At 41.0% G+C, this 14,817-nt stretch carries 14 protein-coding genes; all 14 read left to right on the forward strand.

Annotation, left to right across the window (positions count from 1 at the left end; genetic code table 11):
• The first annotated feature begins 2 nt into the window (after positions 1-2).
• The 14 genes from flhA to frr all read left to right on the forward strand — a co-directional run bounded on the left by flhA (position 3) and on the right by frr (position 14,679).
• Positions 3-2,039 carry a flagellar biosynthesis protein FlhA gene (flhA, locus tag BM126_RS03715; protein ID WP_090988188.1) on the forward strand — a complete coding sequence of 679 codons (2,037 nt, stop codon included), beginning with the start codon at positions 3-5 and terminating at the stop codon, positions 2,037-2,039.
• Positions 2,036-3,199 carry a flagellar biosynthesis GTPase FlhF gene (gene flhF, locus BM126_RS03720; RefSeq protein WP_090988189.1) on the forward strand — a complete coding sequence of 388 codons (1,164 nt, stop codon included), beginning with the start codon at positions 2,036-2,038 and terminating at the stop codon, positions 3,197-3,199. The genes flhA and flhF overlap by 4 nt, the downstream gene beginning before the upstream one ends.
• The gene (locus tag BM126_RS03725; RefSeq protein WP_090988190.1) at positions 3,183-4,046 is read left to right on the forward strand and encodes a MinD/ParA family protein; all 864 of its coding nucleotides are present in this window, start codon (positions 3,183-3,185) and stop codon (positions 4,044-4,046) included. The genes flhF and BM126_RS03725 overlap by 17 nt, the downstream gene beginning before the upstream one ends.
• Before the next feature lie 9 nt (positions 4,047-4,055).
• Complete coding sequence (locus BM126_RS03730) at positions 4,056-5,147, forward strand: protein-glutamate methylesterase/protein-glutamine glutaminase (protein WP_090988191.1); 1,092 nt, start codon at positions 4,056-4,058, stop codon at positions 5,145-5,147.
• Between the two features lie 19 nt (positions 5,148-5,166).
• Positions 5,167-7,221: a chemotaxis protein CheA gene (locus BM126_RS03735; protein ID WP_090988192.1), complete on the forward strand. Its 2,055-nt coding sequence runs from the start codon at positions 5,167-5,169 to the stop codon at positions 7,219-7,221.
• A gap of 218 nt (positions 7,222-7,439) precedes the next feature.
• Complete coding sequence (locus BM126_RS03740) at positions 7,440-7,916, forward strand: chemotaxis protein CheW (protein ID WP_071349524.1); 477 nt, start codon at positions 7,440-7,442, stop codon at positions 7,914-7,916.
• Between the two features lie 3 nt (positions 7,917-7,919).
• Positions 7,920-8,555 (forward strand): chemotaxis protein CheC, encoded by a 636-nt coding sequence (locus BM126_RS03745; protein WP_090988193.1) that lies wholly within the window; start codon positions 7,920-7,922, stop codon positions 8,553-8,555.
• A complete protein-coding gene (locus BM126_RS03750; protein ID WP_090988194.1) occupies positions 8,548-9,045 on the forward strand; it encodes a chemotaxis protein CheD in 498 nt (165 codons plus the stop codon). Before BM126_RS03745 ends, BM126_RS03750 begins: the two co-directional genes overlap by 8 nt.
• A gap of 492 nt (positions 9,046-9,537) precedes the next feature.
• Complete coding sequence (locus BM126_RS03755; RefSeq protein ID WP_090988195.1) at positions 9,538-10,299, forward strand: FliA/WhiG family RNA polymerase sigma factor; 762 nt, start codon at positions 9,538-9,540, stop codon at positions 10,297-10,299.
• A 262-nt stretch (positions 10,300-10,561) separates the two neighbouring features.
• Positions 10,562-11,272 (forward strand): hypothetical protein, encoded by a 711-nt coding sequence (locus BM126_RS03760; RefSeq protein WP_090988196.1) that lies wholly within the window; start codon positions 10,562-10,564, stop codon positions 11,270-11,272.
• 158 nt (positions 11,273-11,430) lie between these two features.
• Positions 11,431-12,144, forward strand: coding sequence for a 30S ribosomal protein S2 (rpsB, locus tag BM126_RS03765; RefSeq protein ID WP_071349529.1), 714 nt, complete (start codon positions 11,431-11,433; stop codon positions 12,142-12,144).
• 244 nt (positions 12,145-12,388) lie between these two features.
• Positions 12,389-13,273, forward strand: coding sequence for a translation elongation factor Ts (tsf, locus tag BM126_RS03775; protein ID WP_090988198.1), 885 nt, complete (start codon positions 12,389-12,391; stop codon positions 13,271-13,273).
• A 124-nt stretch (positions 13,274-13,397) separates the two neighbouring features.
• A complete protein-coding gene (gene pyrH / locus BM126_RS03780) occupies positions 13,398-14,120 on the forward strand; it encodes a UMP kinase (RefSeq protein ID WP_071349531.1) in 723 nt (240 codons plus the stop codon).
• 1 nt (position 14,121) lies between these two features.
• Positions 14,122-14,679: a ribosome recycling factor gene (frr, locus tag BM126_RS03785; RefSeq protein ID WP_090988199.1), complete on the forward strand. Its 558-nt coding sequence runs from the start codon at positions 14,122-14,124 to the stop codon at positions 14,677-14,679.
• Positions 14,680-14,817: the final 138 nt, after the last annotated feature.

The following is a 14,817-nucleotide window of genomic DNA, read 5'->3' on the forward strand; positions in this document are numbered from 1 at the left end:
ATATGTCAGCAAGAGATTTAACGGTTTTGATAAGTGTCATAATGATTGTTGCCATGCTGATCATACCCCTGCCAACATGGTTGTTAAGTATATTGATTTTATTAAATATTTCTCTTGCACTTCTTGTTATTCTTACCACTATGAATATGAAGGAGCCGCTTGAATTCTCCATTTTCCCTTCGCTGTTATTGCTGCTTACGCTATTCAGGCTTGGGCTGAATGTTTCGACTACCCGTTCTATTTTAACAAAAGGGGAGGCCGGTGGAGTAGTTGAAACGTTTGGAACCTTTGTTGTTGGCGGAAATGTTCTTGTCGGACTAGTTGTATTCCTTATCTTGATAATTATCCAGTTTATCGTAATCACAAAAGGATCTGAGCGTGTATCCGAGGTGGCAGCGCGTTTTACTTTAGATGCGATGCCAGGTAAGCAAATGAGCATTGATGCTGATTTGAATGCAGGAATGATTTCGGAAGCTGAGGCACGTGAACGGCGGGAAAAGGTAGGAATGGAAGCGGACTTTTACGGGTCCATGGATGGAGCCAGCAAGTTTGTCAAAGGAGATGCCATTGCGGGGATCATTATTGTTCTGATAAACCTGATTTTTGGAATGGTTATTGGAATTTTGCAGCAGGGAATGGGTTTCAGTGAAGCCGCAACCCACTTTTCGCTCCTTACAGTCGGAGACGGAATTGTCAGCCAGGTTCCCGCCCTTCTGATCTCAACGGCAACTGGTATAGTTGTAACAAGAGCTGCTTCCAAAGGGAATCTTGGCTCAGATATCACATCACAGCTGCTTGCTTATCCCACCATGCTTTATGTGACATCTGGAACCATCTTTCTTCTCGGGCTGTTTACGCCTATCACAGATTTATTGACCATACCTATCGCCGGACTGCTTGCATTTGCAGGCTACACCATTAAAAAGAAACCTGTGCCTAATGAATTAGAAATGCAGGAAATGGAAGAAGAAATTGATACAGAAGAAATGAAAAGCCCTGAAAGTGTTGTCAATCTTCTAAGTGTCGATCCGATTGAGTTTGAATTTGGCTACGGTCTTATTCCTCTTGCCGATGCAAATCAGGGCGGAGATCTCCTTGACCGGGTAGTGATGATCCGAAGGCAGCTGGCCATTGAATTGGGTCTTGTCATACCTGTTGTCAGAATCAGGGACAATATTCAATTGAATCCCAATGAATACCGTCTGAAGATCAAAGGTAATGAAATGGCCCGCGGGGAACTTTTGCTGGATCACTATCTTGCCATGAGCCCGGGCATTGAAGATGATTCTATAGATGGCATAGATACAATTGAACCTTCATTCGGATTGCCGGCCAAATGGATTGCAGAAGATGTGAAAGAGCATGCAGAAATGATGGGATATACAGTGGTGGATCCCCCTAGTGTGGTTTCCACGCATATTACCGAAGTCATTAAAGCAAATGCGCATGAATTATTGGGCAGGCAGGAAACGAAGCAGCTGATCGATCACTTGCATGAAACAGCCCCTATTCTAGTGGATGAAGTGACACCTAATCCATTAACCATTGGTGAAGTGCAAAAGGTGCTTGGTAAATTGCTTCGCGAAAAAATATCAATACGGAATCTTCCAGTTATTTTTGAAACACTGGCAGACTACGGAAAGATGTCTTCTGATACCGATTTGCTCACTGAATATGTACGCCAGAATTTAGCAAGGCAAATTACGAACGAGCTGTCTTCAGGAGAAGAAAGCCTGAAAGTTATCACTCTATCTGGCAGGGTGGAAAAAACGATAGCAGATTCCGTTCAGCAGACAGAGCATGGCAATTATCTTTCACTGGATCCTAATGATTCCCAGGAAATACTGGAATCCATTTCTTCAAAGCTTGAAGAGCTGGCACTTATGGAGCAATCTCCCATAGTCCTCTGTTCTCCAGCTGTCCGTATGTATGTAAGGCAATTAACAGAAAGATATTTTCCGCAGGTTCCGATTCTTTCTTATAATGAGCTGGAATCAAATATTGAAGTACAAAGTGTTGGGGTGGTGAACATAGGGTGAAGGTAAAAAAGTATACGGCGTCTTCTATGTCAGAAGCCATGAAGCAAATACGAGAAGAGCTCGGAGCGGACGCAGTCATTTTAAATTCAAAACCGCTATTTTCCGGCGGATTTCTTGGTTTATTTAAAAAAAGAAGCATCGAAGTAATAGCTGCCGCTGATCCCGACAGCAGCAGCCTTCAAGCAAGAAAGCAAAAAGAGAGAAAACAGCCGGCTGTCCCAAAAGCTGATAACAGCATGGCAGCAAAGCCTTTAACACCTCAGCCTATTCAGCCGCAGCCTGATGTGGTGAAGGAATTAGCAGATTTAAAATCTCTGATTCTAAAAATGCAATCCAAGGATTCTCAAAAAAATTTCCCGGAACCTTTAAAGGAAATTTGGGATACGCTTTACGGACAGGAAGTAGATGAAGCCATTCTTGCTGAAATCATGGAGAAACTGATGCTCAGGTGGCAGGAAGCTGGAGGTGGCATCCCTGAAGAAATGCTGAATCAGTATAGTAAAGAGGCACTTCTTGATAAAATGCCCTCAGGCGCGTTCGATGCAAGTAACTTTGAAAAAAAGTATATTACGATAGTCGGTCCTACTGGAGTCGGCAAAACTACTACATTGGCAAAAATAGCTGCTGAATGCATTTTGAAACAAAATAAAAAAGTGGCTTTTATTACTACGGATACATACAGGATTGCTGCGATTGACCAGCTGAAAACATATGCAAAGATTCTGAATGTGCCTATTGAGGTTGCCTATAATCTGGAGGATTTCAGGAAGGCCGCCGAGAGGTTTTCGCATTATGATGCGGTATTTATTGATACGGCAGGCAGAAATTTCAGAAATCCCCAATATGTTAGTGACTTAAAGGATATTATCGATTTTTCTTATGATACTGAATCCTATCTTGTTTTGTCACTGACATCTAAACAAAAAGATATGGAAGATATATATAAACAGTTCTCAGCTATACCTATCAAGCAGCTGATTTTTACAAAAGCGGATGAAACGGCCACATATGGAGCAATGCTTAATTTTTTGATTCATCAGCAAGTAGGTGCGGCATATATAACAAATGGACAAAATGTTCCTGATGACATTGAGAAAGCAACACCGGAAAATATAATAGAAACTGTTTTTGGAGAGAAAAAATATGAAGGATCAAGCTGAAAGCCTGAGGATGATGCTTAATAGCCGGAATGATGGGAAGCTGGCTAAAACTCTTGCTGTCATCAGCGGAAAGGGCGGTGTGGGCAAATCTAATTTTTCCTTGAATTTCTCCATCGCGCTCTCCAAAAAAGGGTATAAGGTGCTGGTGTTCGATATGGATATCGGTATGGGGAACATAGATATCCTGATGGGGAAACATCCGCAATATACGATTCTTGATTTTTTTGAAAGAGAAATGAAGCTAAAAGAAATCATATCAAACGGCTATGAAAATATTTCTATTATTGCAGGCGGAACAGGACTATTACATTTATTTTCTTTAAAAGAAGAGATGTTTGACCGGTTTTCACAGGAATTCAATAGTATTCTCGAAGAGTATGACTTTATCCTGTTTGACATGGGAGCCGGTCTTAGTGAAGATTCGGCTAAATTTTTATTATGTGTTGAAGAGCTGATTATCATTACTACCCCTGAACCCACCTCTGTGATGGATGCTTATTCGGTTATGAAATATATTTACTTGCTGAATGATTCCATGCCATTTCACCTCGTCTGCAACAGGGCAGATAACAGAAAAGAGGGGATGGACACTATTACAAGGGTACAAAATGCCGTAAAAAGGTTCCTTAATAAAGAAATTAGCCCGCTCGGCATTTTGCCGGATGACAAAACTGTATCTAAAGCTGTGGCTAAACAGGTTCCATTCATGATTTTTGCCCCAAATGCTAATGTTTCACGATCTCTTACCGATATTACAACTAGATTTATCAATAAAGCCCCCAATTTCACTGATCCGAAAAGCAAGGGCTTCATGCAGAATGTAAAAAGATACTTGTTAGGGAGGTAGGCCTTAATAATGTCTAAAATTAAGGTATTAATTGTAGATGATTCCGCTTTTATGAGAAAGCTTATCTCCGAATTTTTGAATGAAGACAGCAGAATTGAAATTATTGGGATCGCCCGGAACGGCAAAGATGCTATAAGGAAAATTAAACAGTATCACCCTGATGTTGTAACTATGGACATTGAAATGCCGGTTATGGATGGGCTATGCGCCCTTAAGCAGATTATGGCGGAATGCCCCGTTCCAGTTATCATGCTTTCAAGCTCTACAAGGGCTGGAGCTGAAAATACCCTGTCTGCGATGGAAAACGGCGCCTTTGACTTTATTGCGAAGCCTTCCGGGATGATATCGCTTGATTTGCATAAAATCAAAAGTGATTTAATTGAAAAGATAGTGGCCGCCAGCAAAGCCAATATCCAGAATCTGCAAAACAGTACAGATGATGTTGAAAAACAGATGCTTACATGCAATGGATATAGGGATAAAGTTCTGGTCCGAAAGATGGTTCCGGAACAATCACCATGGGCGAAAGAAGGAAAAAAAATCATTGTTATCGGTACTTCTACGGGGGGACCCAGGGCTCTTCAGGAAGTTTTGACAAGGATTCCTAAAAATATCGAGTCTCCTATTATCATTGTTCAGCATATGCCGCCCGGATTTACCAATTCACTCGCTAAAAGGCTTAACTCACTTTGCGAAATAGAAGTCAAAGAAGCAGAAGACGGTGAGATCATTAAAAATGGCACCGCATATATCGCTCCTGGAGGCTTTCATCTCAAAATGAAAAAAAATGGGACAAGCCTTGCTGCAGTACTTGAACAATCAGAGCAGAGAAACGGCCATAGGCCTTCAGTGGATGTTCTGTTTGAATCAGCAGGCGAGCTGCAGGATTATGCCAAAATTGCCGTCATCATGACAGGCATGGGCTCTGATGGTGCAAAAGGGCTAGTCAGCATGAGTGAGAAAGGCATGGTCAAGGCGATTGCTGAGTCACAGCAAACCTCCATTGTTTTTGGAATGCCAAAAGCAGCCATCAGTACGAACTTAATCGATTCAGTAGAGAATGTTGAAAATATAGCAAATGCGATAGTCAGCTATTGCTAATTGAGGAGAGCGGATTTCTATGGATATGAATCAGTATTTGGAAGTTTTTATAGAAGAAAGCAAGGAGCACCTGCAAACATGCAGTGAACAGCTTCTCGAATTAGAGAAGTCTCCACAAGATTTATTGATTGTTAATGAAATCTTCCGCTCAGCACACACATTAAAAGGCATGTCAGCAACGATGGGGTACGAGGACCTGGCTAACCTGACACATAAAATGGAAAATGTGCTGGATGGAATCCGAAACCAGAAAATAAGCCTCAACTCTGAAATATTTGATGTCATATTTTTGGCGGTGGATGACCTGGAAGCAATGGTCATGTCGATTGCTGAAGGAGGAGACGGTAAACGGGATGTTACAGACGTTGTCAAAAAACTGCAATTGATAGAAGACGGCCAGTCTCCTATCGTGGAATCTGCCAGCGGGGAAGTGGCAGCAGGTTTAATGCTTGCAGAAAAAGAAACGTTAAGCAAAAGTGAGTATGATGAGTTTGAAATGACTGTGCTGCAGCAATCCCAGGAGCAGGGGTATTCTAATTACGAAATTACTATAAGCCTGCGTGAAGATTGCCTATTAAAAGCCGCCAGGGTATTCATGGTCTTTGAAGTCCTTGAGAAAATAGGCGAAGTCATCCAATCCAATCCCTCTGCTGAACAATTGGAAGAGGAACAATTTGATCACTCATTCACGGTAACTGTAATTTCAAAAGAAAATAAAGAAGATCTTAAAAAGAAAGTCATGAAGGTTTCAGAGGTTGAGCATGTTGAGATTCATGTGATTGATCTTGAAGTATTGCGCAATGAAACTCAGAGACACCCAAATCTCAAAGTGCAGCAGCAATCCATAGAGAACCCTCCTGAAAACACAGGGGATGCCAAAGTCCAAGAGCCAGAAAAGCAAAAACAGACTCCAGGCAAACAGCAAGGATCCAAAACAATCCGGGTCAATATCGAGAGGCTGGATATTCTGCTGAATTTATTTGAAGAACTGGTTATAGACAGGGGAAGGCTTGAACAAATTTCAAAAGAGCTAAACAACCAGGAATTAAATGAAACGGTAGAAAGAATGTCACGGGTGACAGGAGATCTCCAGAATATTATTTTAAATATGCGTATGGTTCCTGTTGAAACAGTATTTAACCGTTTTCCTAAAATGGTGCGGCAGCTGGCGCGTGATCTTAATAAAAAAATCAATCTGGAAGTGATCGGTTCTGAAACAGAACTTGAGCGGACCGTAATTGACGAAATTGGAGATCCGCTTGTTCATCTTATTAGAAATGCTTTAGATCATGGAATCGAAACTCCCGAAATCCGAAAATCTCAAGGGAAAAGTGAAGAAGGTACTGTCATTCTTAAAGCGTTCCACAGCGGCAACCACGTTTTCATCGAGCTTAAAGATGATGGTGCTGGCATTAATAAAGAACGGGTCATTAAAAAAGCGATCAGCAATGGAATAATTTCTGAACAAAATGCAGCGATATTAACAGATAAACAGGTGTATGAGCTTATTTTTGCTTCTGGTTTTTCAACAGCTGAAGTCATATCCGATGTATCAGGCCGGGGAGTTGGTCTGGATGTTGTCAAAAATAAGATAGAATCGCTGGGAGGCTCTGTATCTATTGATTCATCACCAGGACAGGGTTCTACATTCCTGATTCAGCTGCCGCTTACACTATCCATCATCTCGGTTATGCTGATTGAAATACAAAAAGAAAAATTTGCGATTCCGCTTTCTTCAATTATAGAAACAGCTATAATCAAAAAAGAAGATATTATGAATGCGCATAATCAGCAAGTGATTGATTTCAGAGGAAAAGTACTGCCGCTTCTTTTCTTAAAAGATGTCTTTGATGTTCCTGTGTATATGGAAGAAGAAGAGTTTTATTCAGTTGTGATTGTCAGAAAAGGGGATAAAATGGCTGGACTTGTTGTTGATACATTTATTGGACAGCAGGAAATTGTGTTAAAAACACTCGGCAATTATCTTACATCTGTTTTCGCAATTTCCGGTGCTACAATACTTGGAGATGGTCAAGTTGCATTGATTATCGACTGCAACGCTCTTATAAAATAGTCCCTATTAAGCTTGCCTGCTGGTTTCATCACCGGATGTTAGTGCTTCTGCGAGGCAGGAAACGCAAATCCCGCAGGAGCCGGGATAATCCACAATCAGCAATGCACTTTAGCGGGCATAAAATAAGTTAAAAAAACGGCTGAGTGATTGAACGAGAATTTTTTCTATCTGAAACAGAGGCCGGCGGACGTAAATCCGTCCATAAATGAGGAGGTTATATGTTGTCAAATCTTACAGCAGCCGAAGATGTTAAAATCATCGTATTTCAAATTGAAGATAAAGAATACGCAATACCTGTCAGCCATGTCCGCGGTATTGAAAAAGTCTTGCACATCACACGTGTCCCTAAAACGGTTCCTTTTGTGAAGGGTGTTATTAACCTAAGGGGCGTCATTACTCCTATCATTGATTTGCGTGCCAGATTTGGACTTGAAGAGCGTCCATACACAGACCGGACGAGGATAATCATTGTTACCCTGGATGATCTTGAAATAGGACTGATCACAGATTCAGCCAATGACGTGCTGGATGTGCCGGTAAACAGCATAGAACCGCCGCCTGAAGTAGTAGGTGCAATTGAAGCTGAATATATTAGCGGAGTGGCAAAAATTGAAAAGAGGCTTCTGATTCTTTTAAATATGGAAAAGATCCTTAACCCTGAGGAACATGCAGATTTAGCAGGAAAAGAAGGATAAGTCATGTCATTTATTGAAAACATTACAGCTCTGCATCTTGATATTTTGAAAGAAATTGGAAATATTGGTGCAGGGAATGCGGCAACCTCCCTTTCTGCACTGCTGGATAAAAAGATAGAAATGAAGGTTCCTCAGGTAAGGATACTCTCGCTGGCTGAAACAATGGAATTATCAGGCGGAGCAGAGGCAGTTGTAGCCAGTGTCTTTCTCAGAATCGAGGGTGATGCACATGGAAGCATATTTTTTGTGCTTCCGCTTGGCCAGGCTGCATACTTTATCCGGCAAATGACCAAAGAACATGGAGACATTTGTTCTGAGCCATTTTCAGATCTGGGTCTGTCTGCTCTTCAAGAGGCTGGCAATATTCTGTCAGGCTCCTATCTGTCTGCCTTGTCAAATTTTACTGGATTGGATCTTTATCCTACAGTACCTGAGCTATGCATCGATATGGCTGGCGCCCAAATTGGATGCGGGATTTTGGAAATTTCCCAGTCAAGCGATTATGTCATTGCCATAGATACAGCTCTCCATGAAGCAGGAACTTCCAATGAATATGTTAATGGACATTTTTTGTTCCTTCCTGATTCAGATGCTTTTGAAATCATTTTTGCTTCATTGGGGGCTGGCCATCATGACTGATGCAGCAATGATAATTAAAGTTGGAATTGCAGACATGGGGATTGCAAGGACAGCGGAAGTAATCCGTACTTCCGGGCTTGGCTCATGTGTTGGAGTTGTCATTTATGACCCTTTAAAGGAGATTGCAGGTTTGGCTCATGTCATGCTGCCTCATTCTTCTTTGTCTAAGTCCGGTCAGATCAATGTTGCCAAATTTGCCGATACGGCTATTGTTGAGCTTGTACATAGACTTATTGAGGCAGGAGCAAGAGAGCCGTTTTTAAAAGCAAAAATGGCGGGAGGGGCACAAATGTTTCAATTCACATCAGGCAAAGATTTAATGCGCATCGGACCGAGAAACGTCGAAGCAGTAAGGCATGAGCTGCAGCAACTGGGCATCCAGCTGATTTCAGAAGATATCGGGGGAAGCTGCGGGCGGACCATTGAATTCAATCCAAAAACAAGCCTGCTGAACATACGCACGGTAAATAAAGCGGCGAAAAATATCTAGCAGCTGCTGCAAGGAAAAACTATGCTAATCCAAGCTGATGTAACTGATTCATTTTTCGTCCATGATAATGAGTTTAAACGCTCATACATAAGAAAATAAGAAATTCAGCAGAGTGCAGCTTTGCTGTTTTTTTTCTGGCTAATTATCAGCTTATTCAAAAAAGTCCAAAGTGAAGTTTTTTTGTTATTTTCGGAAGCATGAAGAGAGGTGCCGGCACTTTCGTCCTTTAATCGTTTCGGCGCTGATGGAAAAAAGAACGGGCCTGCAGTCCAAAATCAGGCGTGAATTGGAACTATGCATGCAGTTTTATTGCAAATATAGACCATTGGTAGGGTATACAGGTTATATGACTGATTCTCTGTTTTTGTTATAATAGTTATATTGAAACATTTTTGTTCGGACCTGGCATTTCGGCATCCCAGATAATGGAGAAGCAAAATATCAGTTCAAATCATTTTTTACCATTATGCATACAGCGTTAGGAGGAGTCCGATGTCTCAATTGTCAACCCTAGAAGAGCAAATACACTGGAAAAATTGGATCGAGAGCCATGACCCTGATGCTGGGGATCAGCTGGTGAAAAAATACCTGCCTTTGGTTTCATTTCACGTTCAGAGGATATCTGTCAGCTTGCCTAAAAGTGTCAGCCGTGATGACATTAGAAGTCTGGGGATGATGGGTCTTTTTGATGCATTGGAGCGTTTTGATCCAAACAGGGATCTCAAATTCGACACATATGCATCCTTTCGGATAAGAGGGGCCATTCTTGATGGTCTCCGCAAAGAGGATTGGCTGTCCAGAAGCGCCCGCGATAAAGCAAAAAAAATTGAAGCAGCCGCAGAAAAACTGGAACAAGAGCTAATGAGAAATGCATCCCCAAAAGAAATTGCCTGCAGTTTGAATATAACTGAAGATGAGGTTTATACAGCTTTAAACGAGAACTTTTTTGCTAATGTATTATCAATGGATGAAAATCCTCAAGAGCAGGAAGAAAAAGAAAGCCATTTTCATATTAAAGATGAAAAGGCGCTGCTGCCTGAGGAAAACCTGATGAAGCAGGAACTCTACAGTGAACTTGCCAAAGTCATTGAATCTCTTAATGAGAAAGAACAGCTGGTCCTTCAGCTCTTTTATAAAGAGGAACTGACACTGACAGAAATAGGACAAGTCATGAATTTATCAACATCAAGAATCTCTCAAATTCATTCAAGGGCTATTTATAAGCTGAGGGCCACAATGAAGGATATCAAATGATAGAATTAAGCTAATAGTTAGTGTCAATCAAACAGTAAGCCTGCCGGACAAAAGTGAGTAATTCCAGACTCTGAAGTTTCCGCGGACCCATGAGCAGGCAAGCTGCCGGAATGCAAAGGGAAGATGATGCGAAAAAGGCAAAAGGGAATCATGGCTTTGGCCTGAGAGAAAGACATCCCGCAAGCCGTCCCTTAAAGGGCTGTTCGTTCCACTCGCACATTCAAAGGAAAAAGTATAGATTACAGCGGATAAGAGGGATTATATGCTTGTGTTTTTTATTTTTCTGCTATTTTTAATGAACATCGTTACCATTTTCGCAGTCATTATTTTATTTTTAAGGCAAAACCGCCTCATGCATGCAGAAAAGGAACATGCAGATACGATGGAAGAAATGGAAAATCTATTATCCTCTTATTTAATGGAAGTGAAAGAAGAAAACGAGGCTTTTTTACATAGCTTTAATAAAAAAAGTCAAAGCGGGGAAATATCTGCCCACTCTGCTGAGGATAAAAAAGCCAAAGCCGATATAAAGGGAAAAACAGCACCAGGAGAGAGCCCACTCTTAGAACCGGATATGCCTTCAGCCTTAAAAATTAAAGGAGGCAATATTCATAAAAAGAAAGCTCTTAGAGCGTATAAAAATAATCCGCAGAAGGACATGATGGAAGATCAAGATGATGCCATCCCGCAAGCCGGCCCTGAAGATATATTAGAAATAGAAGGAATTGAAAATCCTGCAGTTTCAATGGAACGAGAAAATCCCCTGGATAGTACGCCTCCTGCTGTTTCTTCCGGGACAGCCAGCTTTAAAGATGAACTTCTCTCAAAGCTGGCTGGAAAGAATGAAGTACAGCCGTCATTGTCCGATGAAGTGTTTGCACTTTACACATCTGGAATGGGTACAGATGATATTGCTCAGAAACTGAAAAAAGGAAAAACTGAAATCGAACTTTTATTAAAATTTAGGACATAATGGACGAAATGGCTTGATTGTGTCATGAGGTTATGCTATATTATGTTTTGGTGTTAATACACACGTTTTCGTGATTCATGCAGATGGTGCTGTTTGACAGTTTCTGTATGAAAATGATCGGGACGGAGGAAAAACAAAACCATTTAGGAGGAACTATAATGTCAGTAATTTCTATGAAACAATTGCTTGAAGCTGGTGTGCATTTCGGACACCAAACACGTCGCTGGAACCCGAAAATGAAGAAATATATCTTCACTGAGCGTAACGGCATCTACATCATCGACCTTCAAAAAACAGTTAAAAAGGTTGAAGAAGCTTACAACTTCGTTAAAGAAGTAGCAGCTAATGGCGGAACAATCCTTTTCGTCGGAACTAAAAAGCAAGCTCAGGAATCAGTTAAGGAAGAAGCAATCCGTTCTGGCATGTACTATGTGAACCAGCGCTGGTTAGGCGGAACTTTAACAAACTTTGAAACAATCCAAAAGCGTATTGCCCGTCTTAAAGATATTGAAAAGATGGAAGAAAACGGAACGTTCGAAGTGCTTCCTAAAAAAGAAGTTATCCAACTTAAAAAAGAATTAGAACGCCTTGAAAAATTCTTAGGCGGAATTAAAGATATGAAGGGCATTCCTGATGCAATCTTCATCATTGACCCGCGCAAAGAGCGCATTGCGGTTGCTGAAGCACATAAATTGAACATTCCTCTTGTTGGAATTGTTGATACAAACTGTGATCCAGATGAAATCGATCATGTTATTCCTGCAAATGATGATGCAATCCGTGCTGTCAAATTGTTAACTGGCAAAATGGCTGATGCTATTTTGGAAGCTAAACAAGGCGAAGAAACAGCTACTGAAACAACAACTGCTTAATGCTCAGCGAAAAGGTGATAAGAGGATAATGCCTTTTATCACTTTTTTTTGAAATTTTCCAAGCGGGATACTGATAAATGCCATAGGCACTTCAGTATTCGCAGCGCTTGGGCATGTTTTTTGCCTGGCAGGCTTGGAAAAATAATCTTTTCCGGGCTCCAATTGGAAAAGACGGCAGTTTTCTGTCACAATGAAAACAGAATGCAAAAAACCAATACATACAATTATGAGGAGGATTTTATCAATGGCAATCACTGCACAGCAAGTTAAAGAATTGCGTGAAAAAACAGGCGCAGGCATGATGGACTGCAAAAAAGCTTTACAGGCAACAGAAGGAGACATGGAAAAAGCAATCGATTTCCTTCGTGAAAAAGGCATTGCTAAAGCTGCTAACAAATCTGACCGTATCGCTGCAGAAGGATCTGCTTACATCGTTACAGAAGGAAATGAAGCTGTTATCCTTGAAGTGAACTCAGAAACAGACTTCGTTGCAAAAAATGAAGGCTTCCAGGTTCTTGTTAAAGAACTTGCTCAGCATTTGCTTGCAAAGAAACCAGCCACTGTTGAAGAAGCTCTTGAGCAGACAATGGATAATGGCGCTACAGTTGCTGACCATATCAATGCTGCAGTTGCGAAAATTGGTGAAAGATTAAATCTTCGCCGTTTTGAAGTAGTGGCTAAGGGCGATAATGACGCTTTCGGCGCTTACTTGCATATGGGCGGAAGAATCGGAGTATTGACTGTTCTTGAAGGAACAACTGACTCTGATGCTGCTAAAGACGTTTCCATGCATATCGCTGCATTAAGACCTAAATATGTGTCCCGCGACCAAGTTGATTCTACTGAAATCGAACGCGAGCGCGAAGTTCTTACTCAGCAGGCATTAAATGAAGGAAAACCTGAAAAAATCGTTGCTAAAATGGTTGAAGGACGCATCGGTAAATTCTATGAAGAAATTTGTGTTGTGGATCAGTCATTCGTTAAAAACCCTGACCAAAAGGTTGGCGAATTTGTAAAATCAAAAGGCGCTGCTGTTAAGAGCTTTGTCCGCTACGAAGTTGGAGAAGGAATCGAAAAGCGTCAAGATAACTTTGCTGAAGAAGTAATGAGCCAAGTTAAAAAAGACTAATTTAAAAACATCTGAAATGATAAATAGGGAGCACAATTGTGTTCCCTATTTTTGAACCATTATGAATACCTGAGAGTTGAATTGGAAACAAGATGAATTCAAGATTACATAGTTGGAGGTTCTCATGAGCAGCGCGAAATATAAACGTGTCGTATTAAAACTAAGCGGTGAAGCATTAGCCGGTGAAGAAGGCTTTGGCATCAATCCTTCTATAATTAAATCTATAGCTGAACAAGTTAAAGAAGTTGCACTTTTGGATGTGGAAGTTGCTGTCGTAGTAGGGGGCGGAAACATCTGGCGCGGCAAAATTGGAAGCGAAATGGGCATGGACCGGGCCAATGCGGACTATATGGGAATGCTTGCAACCGTTATGAATTCCTTGGCCCTGCAGGATAGCCTTGAGCAGCTTGGTATTGAAACACGCGTTCAAACTTCAATAGAGATGAGACAAGTGGCAGAACCTTATATCAGACGCCGTGCAATCAGACATCTTGAGAAAAATCGGGTCGTTATTTTTGCGGCCGGTACAGGAAATCCTTACTTCTCTACAGACACTACCGCAGCTTTGCGTGCAGCTGAAATTGAAGCAGACGTAATTCTGATGGCTAAAAACAATGTCGACGGTGTTTATAATGCAGATCCGGTAAAAGATAAAGATGCTGTTAAGTATGACGAGCTTTCTTATTTGGATGTGCTTAAAGAAGGATTGGAAGTTATGGATTCTACTGCATCTTCATTATGCATGGATAACGATATTCCATTAATTGTATTTTCGCTTATGGAAAAGGGCAATATTAAAAAAGCAGTTTTAGGCGAAACGCTTGGAACTATAGTCAGGGGGAAATAAAATGCCAAAACAAATTCTGGAAAATTCAAAGTCGAGAATGGAAAAAGCAATCAGTTCATATTCAAGGGAATTGGCAAGTATCCGTGCTGGCAGGGCAAGTTCATCCCTGCTGGATAAAATATCTGTGGATTATTACGGTGCGCCTACACCAATCAATCAGGTTGCCGGAGTATCCGTTCCAGAAGCGCGACTTTTAGTCATTCAGCCTTATGATAAAACCATCCTTGGCGATATTGAAAAAGCGATTCTGAAATCAGACTTGGGTCTGAATCCATCAAATGACGGCTCTATCATTAGAATTGCAATTCCTGCTCTAACAGAAGAGCGCCGCAAGGAACTTGTAAAGGTTGTAAGGAAAGAATCGGAAGAAGCAAAAATTGCCATCAGGAACATTCGCCGCGATTCAAATGATGATTTGAAAAAGCTTGAGAAGAATGGCGAAATAACTGAAGATGATTTAAGAGGCTATTCAGATGATATCCAAAAGATGACAGACAGCCATATCAGCAAAATTGAGGATATTACAAAGGATAAAGAAAAAGAAATCCTGGAAGTATAAAGAATCTGTAATTCTTGTTAACAGTAAAAAGGGGCCGGCCATCAGTGGGTTTTGTGAAGTCTTAGCACTTATGCGTGAATAATTAATATCTGTTATTAGTTATTCAATCTGCCTGAGTTTTGACTTTTTTGCACAAAT

The organism is Bacillus sp. OV322, from assembly GCF_900112495.1.
Taxonomy (GTDB): domain Bacteria; phylum Bacillota; class Bacilli; order Bacillales; family DSM-1321; genus Peribacillus.